This is a genomic window from Leptospira kobayashii (assembly GCF_003114835.2).
Classification (GTDB): Bacteria; Spirochaetota; Leptospiria; order Leptospirales; family Leptospiraceae; genus Leptospira_A; species Leptospira_A kobayashii.
In genome coordinates, this window is record NZ_AP025028.1 from 1,138,269 (window position 1) to 1,153,301 (window position 15,033).

Annotated in this window: 14 protein-coding genes; 5 read left to right on the top strand and 9 right to left on the bottom strand. The window is 41.8% G+C overall.

Going from position 1 to position 15,033, the window contains the following annotated elements; translation table 11 throughout:
- Positions 1-2 precede the first annotated feature (2 nt).
- Genes DI077_RS04980 through DI077_RS04990 form a run of 3 tightly spaced genes read right to left on the bottom strand, consistent with a single transcriptional unit; the run spans position 3 to position 2,706 of the window.
- Positions 3-1,055, bottom strand: a complete 1,053-nt coding sequence (locus tag DI077_RS04980; RefSeq protein WP_109018573.1) for a hypothetical protein — start codon at positions 1,053-1,055, stop codon at positions 3-5.
- Positions 1,049-2,104 (bottom strand): glycosyltransferase family 9 protein, encoded by a 1,056-nt coding sequence (locus DI077_RS04985; protein WP_174705607.1) that lies wholly within the window; start codon positions 2,102-2,104, stop codon positions 1,049-1,051. The genes DI077_RS04980 and DI077_RS04985 overlap by 7 nt, the downstream gene beginning before the upstream one ends.
- Positions 2,101-2,706, bottom strand: coding sequence for a DUF4254 domain-containing protein (locus tag DI077_RS04990; protein ID WP_109018572.1), 606 nt, complete (start codon positions 2,704-2,706; stop codon positions 2,101-2,103). The genes DI077_RS04985 and DI077_RS04990 overlap by 4 nt, the downstream gene beginning before the upstream one ends.
- A 144-nt stretch (positions 2,707-2,850) precedes the next feature.
- Here DI077_RS04990 and DI077_RS04995 point away from each other — a divergent pair, with 144 nt between their 5' ends.
- Positions 2,851-3,639, top strand: coding sequence for an NRDE family protein (locus DI077_RS04995; RefSeq protein ID WP_109018571.1), 789 nt, complete (start codon positions 2,851-2,853; stop codon positions 3,637-3,639).
- 154 nt (positions 3,640-3,793) lie between these two features.
- On the opposite strand, the gene glyA is transcribed toward DI077_RS04995, so the two are convergent.
- From glyA to DI077_RS05010, 3 genes are read right to left on the bottom strand one after another with little or no spacing between them, the layout of a single operon-like run.
- Complete coding sequence (glyA, locus tag DI077_RS05000; RefSeq protein ID WP_109018570.1) at positions 3,794-5,038, bottom strand: serine hydroxymethyltransferase; 1,245 nt, start codon at positions 5,036-5,038, stop codon at positions 3,794-3,796.
- Positions 5,035-5,895 carry a lipoate--protein ligase family protein gene (locus tag DI077_RS05005; RefSeq protein ID WP_109018569.1) on the bottom strand — a complete coding sequence of 287 codons (861 nt, stop codon included), beginning with the start codon at positions 5,893-5,895 and terminating at the stop codon, positions 5,035-5,037. The genes glyA and DI077_RS05005 overlap by 4 nt, the downstream gene beginning before the upstream one ends.
- Positions 5,892-6,719: a rhomboid family protein gene (locus tag DI077_RS05010; protein ID WP_109018672.1), complete on the bottom strand. Its 828-nt coding sequence runs from the start codon at positions 6,717-6,719 to the stop codon at positions 5,892-5,894. Before DI077_RS05010 ends, DI077_RS05005 begins: the two co-directional genes overlap by 4 nt.
- Positions 6,720-6,777: 58 nt before the next feature.
- Here DI077_RS05010 and DI077_RS05015 point away from each other — a divergent pair, with 58 nt between their 5' ends.
- The 3 genes from DI077_RS05015 to DI077_RS05025 all read left to right on the top strand — a co-directional run bounded on the left by DI077_RS05015 (position 6,778) and on the right by DI077_RS05025 (position 10,865).
- Positions 6,778-7,737 carry an MBL fold metallo-hydrolase gene (locus tag DI077_RS05015; RefSeq protein ID WP_109018671.1) on the top strand — a complete coding sequence of 320 codons (960 nt, stop codon included), beginning with the start codon at positions 6,778-6,780 and terminating at the stop codon, positions 7,735-7,737.
- 22 nt (positions 7,738-7,759) lie between these two features.
- A complete protein-coding gene (locus tag DI077_RS05020) occupies positions 7,760-10,186 on the top strand; it encodes a penicillin-binding protein 1A (protein ID WP_109018568.1) in 2,427 nt (808 codons plus the stop codon).
- A gap of 238 nt (positions 10,187-10,424) precedes the next feature.
- Positions 10,425-10,865, top strand: a complete 441-nt coding sequence (locus DI077_RS05025; protein ID WP_109018567.1) for a hypothetical protein — start codon at positions 10,425-10,427, stop codon at positions 10,863-10,865.
- Positions 10,866-10,915: 50 nt separating this feature from the next.
- On the opposite strand, the gene DI077_RS05030 is transcribed toward DI077_RS05025, so the two are convergent.
- The 3 genes from DI077_RS05030 to sppA are packed head-to-tail and all read right to left on the bottom strand — an operon-like array spanning position 10,916 to position 14,057.
- The gene (locus DI077_RS05030; RefSeq protein ID WP_109018566.1) at positions 10,916-11,602 is read right to left on the bottom strand and encodes a hypothetical protein; all 687 of its coding nucleotides are present in this window, start codon (positions 11,600-11,602) and stop codon (positions 10,916-10,918) included.
- Between the two features lie 22 nt (positions 11,603-11,624).
- On the bottom strand, positions 11,625-13,052 hold the full coding sequence (locus DI077_RS05035; RefSeq protein WP_109018565.1) for an MBOAT family O-acyltransferase: 1,428 nt from the start codon (positions 13,050-13,052) through the stop codon (positions 11,625-11,627).
- A gap of 12 nt (positions 13,053-13,064) precedes the next feature.
- Positions 13,065-14,057: a signal peptide peptidase SppA gene (gene sppA, locus DI077_RS05040; RefSeq protein ID WP_109018564.1), complete on the bottom strand. Its 993-nt coding sequence runs from the start codon at positions 14,055-14,057 to the stop codon at positions 13,065-13,067.
- A gap of 52 nt (positions 14,058-14,109) precedes the next feature.
- Between sppA and DI077_RS05045 the strand changes: the two genes are divergently transcribed.
- The gene (locus DI077_RS05045; RefSeq protein ID WP_109018563.1) at positions 14,110-15,012 is read left to right on the top strand and encodes an aldose 1-epimerase; all 903 of its coding nucleotides are present in this window, start codon (positions 14,110-14,112) and stop codon (positions 15,010-15,012) included.
- Positions 15,013-15,033: the final 21 nt, after the last annotated feature.

Consider the following 15,033-nt stretch of genomic DNA (forward strand, 5'->3'; position numbering starts at 1 on the left):
GGCTATTTTGTAATTTTTGTAAATACGACGGATTTGACTACTTTGTTGCCGGTAGAGTCGTCATATACAACTTCCGATTTCATTTTTCGTACCGGCATGTAGAGTTGGATGGCTTCCACAAATTCGTATGCCTTCAAACTATAATCCAAAATGGATACCACTAAGCTCAGATCCAAAAATCTTTCTTGTTTGATCTTTTTGGTATCGGTTTCTTTGGAAGCGATCAACCATTTGTAAAGTCGTGAAGAACGGTTTGCCGCGAGCAAATGATCTATGTCCAGTTTGACCTGAGGCAGTTCCGCGGACACTTGTTGGAATTTGATTTCAATCGGAGCATTGTTCTTCTCCGATTTGGAAAGTGCCTGTGACAGTTGAAAATCGAAAAAATCATCATCTACGTATTGTAAGCTGGTGCATGTAGAGTAAACCGTATCGCAAAGGTTGCCATAGTTTTTGTGAAAAAAATAAAACAGCATGATTTCATGTGTCACAGGATGATATAAAACTTTTGCATTGTAATGTTTCATCCGGCTAAAGACCAAAACCGATTTGATTCGTTTGTAGATATTATAACTGACTCCGAATAAATCCTTAAACACAGGGATATCGGTAAATCCGAATGCTCTGATTCCTATATAATAAGGTTCGAAAGAAACATTTCCGTCCCGTTTGGAAATTTCTCTCAGATATTCCACCAAATCTTCCAAAGATTCATCATCGATTTTAAGATTTTTATCTTTGATTTCTACGACTACTTTGCCGCTATTTTTTCCCAACTCATTCCAAATTTGAGAGATGTTTTTGTTTTCTTTGGTAAATGGAATTTGAATGCAATCTTCTTTATTGCAGGAAATTTGTTCTTCAAACTTTTCCTTATTGGGAGAGGGTAAAAAATTTTCAATGTAGGGAGAATCGAAAGAATCCGTTTCATCCGATATTTTCTGATCTGAATTTACGGCTTGGGAAAATAAATCGGAAGAAGTTGGGAAAAAAGAAAAGATGCTGACGAGTGTTAGGATAGAAAAATAGAATACGATGAGGTTTTGTTTTACCATAAAGTGTTCACATTCTGTAGAAAGCGAATGCGACGCACTACGTCAAATGGATCGATCATTTCCATACAGGCAAAATCGCCTCGCCAACATTTTGTATTTCCATAAATAGAACAAGGTCGGCAAGCCAAGTCAACTTGTAAAACACCGGAATCTTCCTGCGCAAAAGGCCCGAACCCGGACATAGGATGGGTTGTGCCATACAAACCGATGACCGGCTTTTTTAATAAGGCCGCAATATGCACGTTTGATGAGTCCATTCCGATCATCAAATCCAAACGTTCCATAATTCCCAATTCTCCGCGAATACCCAGATTTCCACCTTGAACCAGATTGATTCGGGAGGAACCGGCTTTCAAGGTTTCGAGTTGTTCGCCTTCGTCCTTACTCCCGAATAAAAATACATGGCAATCCGGGAATTCTTCTAACAAAATCTCTGTTAGTTTTTTTGATTTTGGAAAAGGCCATTCTTTCAAAGCATGACCGGCGAAAGGAGCGAATCCGAACCATTGACCCGATTTTTTTTCAAGACCGATGGATTTGAAATAATCTTTGGCAAACATTTTAGATTCTCCATCCACATTCAACCAAGGACCTTTCCGAATCGGAGCATCAAATCCCACTTTTTTAAAAACGTTTAAATAACGATCCACAGTATGAGGAAGAGGATTTGTCTTTTTGTTAAATCTTCTTGTTTGTTGGAGTTTTTCTCTTCGTCCTTTGATGATTTTAGAAGTGGGAATTCCCTGCCATCGAAAGAAAAAAGCGATCATCCTGGAACGAACGGAACCATGCAAATCCACGACAGCATGAAAGGGGCCTAGTTTCGCTATCTCTCTATAGAGTTTGATAATCCCGAAAAAACCTTTGTATTTTTTGAGATTGATCCCAAGAACATTGACATTCGGAATATTGTAAAAGAAAGGTGAAAAATTTCCACGAGTAACAACCGTTATTTGCGCATTAGAGTATTTTGCTGCAATGGCAATAAGAGCTGGTGTCATAAGAGCTACGTCACCCATTGCGGAAAATCTTAATACGAGTAAGTTCATTTTGCTTTGTATAGGGAAGGGTTCAAGTTTTGATCGTTGTACATTTTCATTTGACGATAGACTTTTACTTTTCTATCCCCGTTTTTATAGTCCAGAAAAAGCTCATCCAAACAGGTTTTGAGATCCGTTCTTTGTTCCAGGAGAATCGTCAGTTTTTGTCTGCATTTTTCAAGATGTTCTTGCGATGCACCCGCATCCTTTCTATCTACTTGCTCTTGCATGTGAAAAATCTTTAATTCCAATATACTCATCCGATCTAAAAGCCATGCGGGAGATTCCGAATTGAGTCTTGCGTTTGGTTTGGGGACAATGTCTTTGAAAAGTAAAATAACAAAATCGTCTAACTTCTCGACCATATCCGTGCGATCCTGATTGAGTTTGTCTATCTTTCTTTTGAGTGCGACTACTTCTTCCAAAGGGATATCCGGTCTGCGAATTTCATCTTCGATATGCCATTGGATGGTATCTACATGGTTCTTATTGTACAGGGTATTTTCTAGAGTGTGTTCAGGATAAGGATTCGGGTGAGGGGCTTCTTTTTTATGCCAATCCAATACGGATTGTTGAAATATGGAGACTGCTTTATTTCCGTCGAGGTTCATGATTTTCTCTTTTTAGTAGGGTTTTTGTAATATCTGCGAATTCAATCCAAATATTTATTCATTTCTCTTCTTTTCGAAAATGCCCTGTTGCATAAAAGATCGGTAATAATTTGACAAGGCAGTAAAAAGTTTTCTCTTGGAGTCATGTGTTTAGTAGGTTTGGCATATAAAATATGGGATGGTTATCCGATTGTGATTGCATCCAACCGAGACGAATTTTTTGCAAGACCTGCAACCCCTGCCGGATTCTGGGAAGATGTTCCTTTCCTTTTGGCAGGTAGAGACCAAATATCGCTAGGTACTTGGTTAGGTGTTACAAAAGAAGGAAAAATTTCATTTGTAACGAATAAACGGGATCTTCGTGATCCCCCAGTTTCCAATCCGATTTCCCGTGGAAAATTGGTAGAAAATTTTTTACGAGGTGAGTCTTCCGCAGTGGATTACGCGGAAAATCTTTTCCCCCGAGGGAATCTTTACGAAGGGTTCAACTTATTCCTGTTTGATGGTAAAGATGCCAGATATATTTCCAATCGGAAAGACGGGATCGAAACAATCGAATCCGGGTTTCATGCACTTAGCAACAGCTTGTGGAATACGGATTGGCCGAAGACTAAAAAGATTCGGGAAGAGATGATTCGAATTTCCCGGAAAACTGGCAAAGAAAAAGACCAGATTGTTTACGAGTTATTTGAAATTTTAGGAAATGAAGAAAAAGCTTCGGAAGAAAATTTACCCGACACCGGAATCGGAGTTTTAAAGGAAATGGCTTTGTCCTCAATACGAATTTCAGTTCCGGGTTACGGAACCCGGGTGAGTACGATTGTGATGATCTCCGAGGAAGGAGTGTGTTCTTTTTGGGAAAGAACTTTCCCCGATCCTTTTAGCCGGGAAACGAAAGAAGTACATTATGAATTTCCAATAAGCCGAAAATAAACGGCAAAAAGGCGAACAAATCGGAAGAAAATTTTTGAGGTGTTTGACGGGGGAGACAATCTGTGATAGGGGTTTGGGGAGCGGCTTCCCACGAACCACTCCTCCCCACCCAGTTGATACAGGGCGGGGGAACTCCTCGATCACCTAACCCAAGTTATTCTAATCTGAACCCTGCCATTGGGAACGACTTCGTGATTTCTTTCACGCCTGCCTTTACTTTTTCTTTCCAGGAAGCGTCTCCGTAATGATCCAAAAAGTCACAAATCAAATTTGCCACTTTTTCAATCTCAGCATCTTTCAACCCTCTTGTGGTCAGTGCAGGTGATCCTAATCTGATTCCGGAAGCGACTGCCGGAGGATTTTTATCAAATGGAATCGCATTTTTATTCACAGTGATTCCCACCTCATCCAATCCATCTGCAGCATCACGACCGGTGAGTCCTTTTACCGAAACGTCCAAAAGCACGATATGATTGTCCGTGCCTCCCGAAACGACCCGGAAGCCTCGTTTTTGAAAAGTTTCCGCGAGTATTTTTGCATTCTTTAGCACTTGTTTGATGTATGTCTTGAATTCAGGTTGGAGTGCTTCACCGAATGCCACCGCCTTTGCCGCGATCACATGCATGAGCGGTCCGCCTTGGATACCCGGAAACACTCTTGAATTCAGAATTTTTTCGTTTTCCGTTTGAGAAAGGATAAGTCCTCCTCTCGGTCCGCGCAAAGTCTTGTGAGTCGTAGTGGTTACATAATCGAAAAGTCCCACCGGGCTCGGATGTTCTCCCGCTACCACCAAACCGGCAATATGTGCAATATCCGCCATCAATTTCGCACCGATGGAATCAGCGATTTCTTTGAATTTCGTAAAATCGATCGTTCTTGGGTAAGCAGATGCTCCTACCACAATGAGTTTCGGCTTATGCTCTTTTGCAAGTTTCGCCACTTCCGCATAATCAATGGTTTCTTCTTTTTCGGTGACTCCGTAAGGGATCGGCTTGTAGTATTTTCCGCTGATATTTACAGGACTACCATGTGTTAGGTGTCCACCGTGGGCAAGATTCATCCCCAGAAAACTATCTCCCGGCTCGAGTGCCGCCAGAAAAACAGCCATATTCGCCTGAGCCCCGCTATGCGGTTGTACGTTTGCATATTCCGCGCTGAACAATTTTTTTGCCCGGTCGATGGCAAGTTGTTCGACTTTATCCGCATTTTCACATCCGTTGTAATACCTTTTTCCGGGATAACCTTCCGCATATTTATTTGTAAGTGTGGAATGATAGGTTTCAAGAACGGCTTGTGAAACGAAATTTTCACTCGCGATCATTTCGAGAGAATTCTCTTGTCTCTCATCTTCGTGTTTCAGTGCGGAATAAACTTCTGGGTCTTGGTTTTGCAAACTCATGTTGGAATTTCTCTGTTTAAAATAAATGGTAAACTTTCGTATTTTCGCCTACGGATAATTTCAGATTCTTTCAGGACTGCTTTCCGAAAAGTAGAAAACCCTCTCCCAAAGAAGGAAAAATCCGTATTTTCCGGGTTTGTTTTCACTCCCAAGTAGTCCGCAAATTCTTGGAATAAGTCGTTTTGGAATCGGTGTGTGGAAAAAGAAGAGGGCAGTGCCGTTAAAAAATCGGAATGGGATCTTTCTTTTCTGTAATCAGGCTCTTCGGGAGGATGAAGCAGTAAATCCGAAACCTCGCCGATCAATTCTTTTTTTAAAATCAGGGTTCCGTGTTGAACGATACAATTTTTTTTTCGAAATTGCGCATTACCTGAAATTTTTCGCAAAACTCCGGATTCTTCCATAGCCAAATCGGATTTTCCTTTGGGACTTGCACCTATACTTTGTTTTGCGAGTCCCTTTGCTACTATCCTTAGTAGAATATCATAAGAATCTCTGACTGAAAACAATTCCTTTCGTTTGTCGAGATTCACGTAAATGCTATAATTGATATTCCCTGTCGGAGAATGATAAACGGTTCCTCCACCCGAGGCCCGTCTTGCAATATAAACTGCGTTTGGATTCGGTCTTCGGGAGGAAATATCCGTTTTCAAAAAATCTTCCAAAACGGACGGTTTGATATTCTTTTTAGGATCTTCGGAAAGCCCCAGAATGATGGATCTGGGATTGATCCAAAGTCTGACTCCGCCCACTAATCCGAATGAGGTGAGGTGGAGTGCAATCGATTCTTCTACCGCTAAATTATAATAAGGCGAGCGTATGGAAGTGGGAGGGAAAAAGAATAAATCGCCAATCACTCGTTGAAATACTTTTGAGAGGCATCGTTCAGAAATTTTTTCTCACTTCTGGACAGTGAATTCATTCCTTCCCGGGAGATTTTTTCCAAAAGATCATCCACTCTTTTCTTTGCATTTTCCCGGTTGTACATTTCTTCCTGGTATCTTTGGAATCTTCTTTTTTGCAAATAACGGGAGAGAGACCAGGAACTTCCTTTGGAGGAATTATCCTTCCAGCCGGTGTAGAGTTTCATCAGTATAAAACCTGCGATGGCACCTCCCAGGTGTGCCATATGGGCGGCCCTTCCTCCTTGGGCAAATACGATCATCAGCATCAGGATCATCACAAAAAACTTGGCGCGCAACGGAAAGATCATCATAAATAAAATTTCACGGTTGGGCCAGAGGATTGCATAAGCCACCAGTAATCCGAAGATTCCTCCGCTTGCTCCCATTACGATTCCTTGGGGAAACCCTGAAATGGAGGCAACCACAGTCACAACTCCCCCCAAAAAAGAGGCAAAAAGGTAAAATTTTAAAAACGGTTTCCCCCCCCAAGTGGATTCAAGTTCCGAACCAAACATCCATAAGGCGAGCATATTGAATAGCAAATGAAAAAAATCTACGTGCAAAAACGAGTAGGTGATGAGTTGCCAAACGGAGCCTCCCATCACTGCGGCCGGGGAAAGCGCGAACAATCCCTCTAAAAAGTGCATTTTGAACAACATTTGAGTCAAAAACTGTAAAACGAATACGATTCCGTTTGCGATAAGTAGGATACGAACGATAGAAGTCAGTTCGGGTCCAAACCGAAGCTCATAACCTGAGGGAGAACGAGGGGGCATAAATTCAAACTCGCAAATCTTGAGTGACAAGGAAAGTCGATTTCCTATACTCGAGGAAGTGATCGTTCAACTCTTCGGGGTTCGTGGCTCCATTGCGGCCCCCCTTCGCAACCAGGATTATCGCAAAAAAATCCTAGAAATCTTAGAATTGTACGCGAGTAAACCGCCCCAAACCCGCAACTCAGTGGAGGACTTTTGGAAAAAGCTACCTTACCACTTGAAGTTTGTTACAGGGAGCGATACTACTTGCGTTACAGTTACCGATGCAAAAGGGGAAATCTATATCTTGGATATGGGTACAGGAGTTCGTAACGTAGGTGACGATCTGCTACAGGCCTATTTTAGTAAAAAATCCCGAAAAGATGTAAATATATTCATAACTCATACCCATTGGGATCATATCCAGGGGCTTCCTTTTTTCAAACCGATCTATTTTCCCGACTTTAATCTGAAATTTCACTCCCCCTATGCGGACTTGGAAACCAGATTGGAAGACCAACAGCGTCCCGAATTCTTTCCTGTCCGTTTTTCCGACACCGGTTCCCGAAAAGAGTTCCATCATTTTTTACCCGGTGACGAAATGAAATTCCCAAGCGGGATCAAAGTGGAAACTCACCCGCTCAAACACCCCGGCGGATCTTTTGCATATAAATTTACGGACGCACTCGGCAAAGTCTTCATATTTGCAACTGATGCCGAATTTACGGGAGAGGACATGTCCATCATTCATGACTATGCCCCTTTTTTCAAAGACGCCGACTTACTCGTATTAGATACTCAATACACTTTGGACGAATCCTTCTCCAAATTCGATTGGGGTCATACTTCTTATACCATGTCTGTGAATTGTGCTACGGCATGGAATGTGAAAAATTTAGTACTGACTCATCATGAGCCTTCCTACTCGGATGAAAAAATTTATGAAATTTATGAAGCCTCCAGGTTGCATAAGAAATTTTTAGGAGAAAAGAAACTCAAGATCCACTTGGCAAGAGAGGGACTCCGTTTCCACCTCTAGAACTTAAAATTTTAAAAAATATATGAATCGTGAAAAAACTTTAAAATACACTTTGACTGCATTCTTCGTTTCGGCATTGTTCGGCGGCCTTTTTTTCGGATATGTACTTTCCGAAGTAAACCAAGGTAAGGAACTTCAAAAGCTAGCATCTTACCAGCCTACGACTCCGACAAAATTATACGATACGAACGGAGTGTTGTTTGCGGAACTTTACAGACACAAACAGGAATTATTGAAATTTCAGGACATTCCTCCTCATGTGATTCAGGCATTTTTATCCGTCGAGGACGACAATTTTTTCAACCACTTTGGAATTGATTTTTCGGCCATTGTCCGTGCTGCCATTAAGAACCTACTTGCAGGGCGCATTGTACAAGGTGGTTCCACATTAACTCAACAGCTTGCCAAAACCATTTTGCAGGAACGTAAAAAAACATTTGCACGTAAATTTTTAGAAGCTCTTCTCACTCTTCAGATAGAACAGGAGTACACCAAAGAAGAGATATTGGAAATTTATTTCAATCTTATCTATCTGGGACACGGAACTACGGGGCTTTCTTCCGCCGCAAACGTGTACTTTCAAAAAGACGTAAGAGATCTGGATATTGCGGAAGCGGCATTACTCGCGAGACTTCCCAAAGCACCGGTTCATTATTCCCCGTTCAAAAATCCAATGGATGCAAAAAACTCCCATTTGGTGGTGCTCGGGCTTATGGCGAAAAACGGATTTGTTCCTAAGGATCAAGTGGAGAAAATCCATAATGAGTTTTGGGAAAGGTATTGGCCCATTGTAATCACACAATCTCCTTCCCGTTCCACATGGGGGACCAAACTCAATAGGGCCCCTCATTTTACCGAATGGACCAGACAGATTTTGGAAAAGGAATTGGGAGATGAAGCGGTTTACACCGGAGGCCTTCGGGTTTATACCACTTTGGATGTTCGTAAGCAGGAAATTGCGGAAGAAGAACTTAGAAAAGCACTCATCGAGCAGGACCGTTACGCATTCGGTGCAAACTTCCGTTATGCGGGAAGGGCCGATCGTGGGTTGGTTTCTCTTTATAATCTGATGGGTTCTATTTTTCCCGTGGGTGTTCCTTATATTACCAATTTGGACGATAGGCAGGTATTTCGACTTCATTTGGAAAAAGAAATGGGTCCTGCTCTCGAACTACTTACCGATTTCACTCCATCAGAGAACGAAAGTTCTGCGGTTAAGGAATTTATGCGTTCCTCTCTCGTATTTTCTTCCAATCTTCATGTGGAAGGTGCCATCATAACGATCGACCATCAAACTGGATATATCCAAACGATGGTGGGCGGATCCAGATTCACTCCTAAAAACCAGTTCAATCGGGCGATGCAGGCAAGAAGGCAGACAGGTTCCGCTTTCAAACCGTTTGTGTATGCAGCTGCCATTCAGAACAGAGCGGTTGGCTCCGGAACAGGAATTATGGACGCCCCTCTAACAACGATTACAGAAGAAGGGGAAGGGTATTCTCCTCAGGATATATCCGGAGATTTCAGAGGGATGGTTCCTTTGTCCCGTGCACTTTCTTTGTCTTTGAATATTGTTTCCGTGCAGGTGTTAATGAGAACGGGAACGGATTCTGTCATCGACTTTTCCTCTAAAGTAACCAAAGCTAGTAAATCCAGATTTCCTACCGGACCCGCACTCGCTTTGGGAGTGGCCGAACTCACTCCTTACGAAATGGCCTTGGGATACTCGATACTTGCCAATAAAGGAAAAGATGTTATTCCGTTTAGCGTGCGCTATGTGTTGAATCAGAGCGGTTCAGTGGTTTACAATCGGGAACGACAGGTGCAAGAGGAATTGGCCGAGGAAGCAAAAACCGGTGCCATTCAAATCATTCCGGAAGCGACAGCTTATATTATCAAACAAATGTTAATTGGTGTTGCGACGGGAGGAACACCGACGCAAGCCTTGCGTGCTGCCGACAAAGGAAATTACAAAGGAATTTCCGGTGGAAAAACAGGGTCTACGTCCTCTTATACCAACGTGTGGTACTGCGGTTTCGATCCGAAATACACTTCGGTAGTTTGGATGGGTTTTGATAAGTCCTCTCTTTCTTTGGGAAAGGGTACGACTGCTGCGGGAGTCGCAGCTCCCATTTGGGGAAAAATGTATTCCCGATGGTACAACGAAGGTCCTTATCCTAGTTTCGGTTCTTCTGACAAGCCGGAAGAAGTTCCCGCCGATGTAATCAAAGGGGCAACCTGTTCTTTCAACGGACTTACTCCCGGCCCTAATTGCCCTTTGGTATCCAATATGTTTTTGAAGCCGATTACGGTTGCTGGAAGGACATTGTCTGTTCCCGGCTCAAGGCAGTGCGATGGAGAAAGAGATCATTTCCGGTCTATGGATTTGAATGACTTTTTACAAAGAGAATTGGATATCAGCGACGACGAAATTGGGCAACCGCATTAATTTCTCACAAATTGTTTAAAAAATAGGCAGATTTTTGCTTTTGTACCAGCCATAAGCAAAAATCTACTTCCACAGCTTTTCCCCAAACCCCGGCCAAACCGGCTCCTATCTAGATTTCTGCGCATTCTATCAAAAAACTCGGCCTTTCTTCGGCCACAATCCATCTCATCCATTTTCTGGTACGGTTATTGCATTTAATCATCAGAACGAAAGGAAACGGTTCCTTGGGAGATTGGTTATGAAACTAGCAATCAGTTTGGCAACTATAGTAGGATTCACAGTATCTTTGTCTGCATTCGAAATGACTGTAAACGATGAAGAAGTGAACTCTCTTTTGAATACTTACGATAAAGAGACTCTTACTGAGATTTCCAATGAGCTAGTGAAAGTTGCCTCCGAAGAAGAAAATCTCGGAGAATACGAAATGGCATCTTCCCATTACAAGCGTGCTTTGAAAATACGTGAAGCAATCGGTTTAAAAGCTCATAAAAGTTTTGCTTCGATTCTTTATCTTTCTTCCGGTGCCGCTTTCAAAGCGGGAAATTATTGTGAAGCGTCTTTGAGTGCAAAAGAAGCAAGCCTTGCTTTCAAAGCTCACGGTGTTTCCAAGTATGAGACAAAAGCAGCGAACGATCATGTAGCTTATGGAAGAGCATGCGAGTTACTCGCTTTTAAATAATGTTATGATTCTTTTCTAGAGATGGTTACCCTCTTCGATTCTTTCCTGAATCAATCCAACCTCCCGTAGTAATAGACGTGAGGTTGGAATTCTTTTTTTGTAAACTTATCCCGCGCCTTTTTAAATAAAATATCTTCCGTATAAGGTTCTTTGGATTCCCAAACGATTCCGAAATTGGATTCAGTGTATCCTGATTCAAACTGCATTGGTGCAATCGACCGATCTTCCGTTTTATAATGGTAGAGTAGGGAATGGGAAAAAGGAACCGAGTCCGGGGACTGGGAACATGGATTTGTCTTTTTCCAATCCTTTGTTTCCCATATTGAATCTTTCGAAGAACATTCTATTTTTTGAATGGAGTTTGTTTCGAATAACACCCAAACACCTTGTTGTTTGTAATTTCCTTTTCCTATGATGATTTTGAATTTTGTTTCGCTGGGAGATTCGTTTTTTTCGCGATATTCTTTTGTAAATTGGTATTCCTGGGCGATGTAAATCGATTCCGTCCATTCGTAATGATGGGAAGGTGATTTCATCGGAGATTTCTTTTCAGTCGGACGAAGGTAGATTCCCAAAGGAAGGGAGTTTGTTTTTACACGATCCGATTTACCCGGCTCATTTGGAATCGTATCGGGAAGCTTTCGAATCCATTCCGTTTTGGAAGAACAGAATGAAGAGAAAAATAAAATCCCGAAAAGAATGGAGAGATCCCTGATTGTTTTTTTTGCAAATAACAAAGCCGGGATCTCCTTCTGAAAACTAAAATTGGAAATAGATGAAATCTTGTCCGCCGTCCCCGAAAATTCCCATAAGTAGCAACATAACAACCGCTAATACGGGAAGTAGGTAGTTTTGGTAAGGTTTTAATTTCGAGTAAGCCACATCCGAATATTGCAGCCAGTTGAAAAATAATCCGATCACAACAAACATAGGGAGTTCGTTAACCCGATCCAATGTATCTCCCACATTTCTAAATGTCAAAATCCCTTTGAAAACTTCGTAAACAACATTCATGGATTCGTCTCCGCGAGCTGCCGCCCGGAAGAAAACTCCTGAGAACGAAAATATAAAAAACACGCAGATAGTTCGGATGAGTCCTACAAAAGGAAGATTGTCCGGTAATAATTTCTTTTTACCCCGGGCCAAATACAGTGACCTTTCTATCCATAAAAAAGCTCCCAGGTAAGCTCCCCAGGCAACGAAAGCCCAGTTGGCTCCATGCCAAAGTCCTCCGAGGCACATAGTGATGAACATATTGAGGTTGGAGCGGAATACGCTTCCTTGGCTTCCACCGAGAGGAATATAGAGATAATCTCTGAGCCAGGAAGACAGTGTAATATGCCAGCGACTCCAAAGATCTCGGAAACTTTGTGCGAGAAAAGGTCCTTTGAAGTTTTCGGGAATTTCGTAACCGAGAAGATTGGCAGATCCGCGTGCCATATCCGTATAACCGGAAAAATCGCAATAGACTTGCATCGCAAAACCAAGGTTAGCAAATAATAGGGAAAAACTATCATACTTTCCCGGATCCATATAGATCGGTGCGATGATAGGAGCTATATTTTCCGCGATGACTACTTTTTTGAAAAGTCCTCCCATAAGAAGGAAGAGGCCTTTTTTCATTCTGTCGGAATCAATCTCAGGATGGTCGATTTGAGGAATGAAATTGTCGGATCGCATGATGGGACCTGCGATCAGTTGCGGGAAAAACAAGATAAACAAAAAGTAATCTTGGAAACGGATTCTATCTTTTAAGATTCCTCTGTGGATGTCCACTTGCAACGCAATCACTTGAAATGTGTAGAAGCTGATGGCAAGGGGTAAAAATATACTCCAGGATTCCGCGAAAGTTTTTGCTTGGGTCCAACCTGTAATCGAATAAATGCTTCCTGTTACGAAATAAAAATACTTAAAGAACGCAAGGTTGATTACGTTTAAGGTAACGATCGTTGTAAGTAGAAGTTTATCCGATTTTCCTTCTTCTTTCGCTTTGAAAATTCTTTCGCTGAACCAGTAGTTGACCAGTATCACCGCAAGAAAGTGAAACAAAAAAGTAAAACTGAAATATCCGTAAAAAATAACGGAAGAAGTGAGTAATAAAGTCTTTCTCCCTTTTTGAGGAATATTCCAGTAAATAATATAAGTTAAAGCAAATAGAATGAGATAGGGAATAGAATTGAATAACATTTATTTGGCGGCCTATAGATCCCAGAGATAAAAGAATCTTGCGTTTGAATTTTGTTTGAATAGTTTTTCCACAAGTCCGAATTGAAATTGTTTTTCGGAAGAGTCCATGGTTTGGTAAATGTTCTCCACTTTTCCCCGGCCTCTTTGATAAATGATCAATCGTGGATTTCCGTCTCTATGTCCGCCGTATCTCGGATGTTTCATCAATTGGATTTGGATGTCGTCGAAGTAACCGATGAAGTCCACAAGTCCTTCCTTTTTCGCCTGCTCCGCCGTAAAAATCCTACCGTCGCAAATTTCTCTCAATCTAGCTTCCGATACGTTCGGTCTTCCTCGTTTTACGATTTGAAAAAAACGATCATACAAACCGTCTACGATGGATTGTAGAATTTTTTTCTGTTCCGGAGACTGTTCGATTAGTGGCGAACCCATTGCTTTGTTGCTTCCGGAAGTGATGGATTGGTCTTTCACACCGATCTTATCCAATCCTTCTTTGACATTGATCCCTTGCATGATGACTCCGATCGAACCTGTAACGGTTGTTGGATGGGCACCGATGGAATCCGTACTCATTGCAATGTAATAAGCTCCGCTCGCTGCGGTATCCATAAAGGCGGAAAAAACAGGGATTCCCTTTTTGGCTTTGAATTTTTGAATTTCCTGATAGATGATATCACTTGCCGTGACTGTTCCACCGGGAGAGTTGATCTTAAGAATCACTCCCTGGATATTCGGATCCTTTTCGGCGAACTTCAATGATTCTTTGATCCTTGCGACCATAGATTCCGTTCCGCTTCCGAAGAGAGAAGACTCTCTGCTTTCATCACTGATCACTCCCTCAACAGGGATAATTAAAATCTTATCTTTGTCGGAACCTGAGATCTGCTTTTCTTCGAAATCCGCTTTTGCTCCTGTCAATGAGGGAAGAGCAAGGATGCAGGCTTGAAGGAATGTAAGGGAAAAAACGATTGTGAGGACACTAAAAAAATGCTTCCTTAAGGACATAGAACCTTTGTAAGATCGGAAAGATTGGATTCAATCATTTTTGAGGTCTCATTTGTACCGACTAAAAACAAAAAAGGCGTATTTCGACATTTTGCCTGATTCCGGAGGCCAATGGATCGACCTTGTACTTTCTTCCCCTGTAGACTTTTCGCCTCTTTCCGTCATTGCAGGCCATAAATCGCCGGATCCTTTTTTTGCGTCAGGATCCTTTCTGATGTTTCCTTGGGTCAATCGTTTGGAACCGAATCCTTGGGCGATAGCACCTTTTTATCCCAGCACACATTGGTTGACTGACGGTAATGGAGTCTCCTTACACGGGTTATTTCATAATTTAAATCGCAAAATCATCTCGGAGTCCTACTCGGATGCATCCAGTGAAGTCAGTTTCGGCTTTGAACTGCCTAACGAATGGAAGAACAGTTTTCTCGAATTCATTGAGTTGAAGGAAACCTATATTTTAACGGATCATGAATTGAAAATCCGCTATCAGGTAACAAACCGATCCGAGGAAGATTTTTCTTTCGCACTGGGAATTCATCCCTATTTTCGTTGGGGAAATGAAGAAAACATAGATGATTTGTATCTTTTCGGAACGGGGTTTTATGAAGTGAAGTTAGGTGATTTCCTTTTGCCTGAAAAAATTTTCAAAGATACAATCCGTATGGAAGAAGAGACAAAACTGGAAGGGAAGTCCTACGATTCTCTCTTCAAGGCAAAAGACGGAGACTCTGAATCTTCCTATTTCGGTTTTTTTTCCATGAACCGCAAAGAGAGAGTTTTGGTAGGAGGAGGGAGTTTTTACCAAGTGTACATTCCCGGAGATAGAAAGTCGATCGCGATCGAGCCAATGACCTCTACCGGAAATTTTTTACATTTTTCCGAGTCAAATCCTGTGGTTTTACCTAAAAAAGAACAAAAAACCGTAGAATTTTTTATTAGAATGGAGAGTTTTTAGCCAAGTAATACTGCGATTTTT

Bases quoted from the DNA above. Each gene is read 5' to 3' on its own strand.
- glyA (WP_109018570.1), bottom strand. From the start codon at position 5,038: ATGAGTTTGCAAAACCAAGACCCAGAAGTTTATTCCGCACTGAAACAC.
- DI077_RS04995 (WP_109018571.1), top strand. From the start codon at position 2,851: ATGTGTTTAGTAGGTTTGGCATATAAAATATGGGATGGTTATCCGATT.
- DI077_RS05025 (WP_109018567.1), top strand. From the start codon at position 10,425: ATGAAACTAGCAATCAGTTTGGCAACTATAGTAGGATTCACAGTATCT.
- sppA (WP_109018564.1), bottom strand. From the start codon at position 14,057: ATGTCCTTAAGGAAGCATTTTTTTAGTGTCCTCACAATCGTTTTTTCC.
- DI077_RS04980 (WP_109018573.1), bottom strand. From the start codon at position 1,055: ATGGTAAAACAAAACCTCATCGTATTCTATTTTTCTATCCTAACACTC.
- DI077_RS05035 (WP_109018565.1), bottom strand. From the start codon at position 13,052: ATGTTATTCAATTCTATTCCCTATCTCATTCTATTTGCTTTAACTTAT.
- DI077_RS05010 (WP_109018672.1), bottom strand. From the start codon at position 6,719: ATGCCCCCTCGTTCTCCCTCAGGTTATGAGCTTCGGTTTGGACCCGAA.
- DI077_RS04990 (WP_109018572.1), bottom strand. From the start codon at position 2,706: ATGAACCTCGACGGAAATAAAGCAGTCTCCATATTTCAACAATCCGTA.
- DI077_RS05020 (WP_109018568.1), top strand. From the start codon at position 7,760: ATGAATCGTGAAAAAACTTTAAAATACACTTTGACTGCATTCTTCGTT.
- DI077_RS04985 (WP_174705607.1), bottom strand. From the start codon at position 2,104: ATGAACTTACTCGTATTAAGATTTTCCGCAATGGGTGACGTAGCTCTT.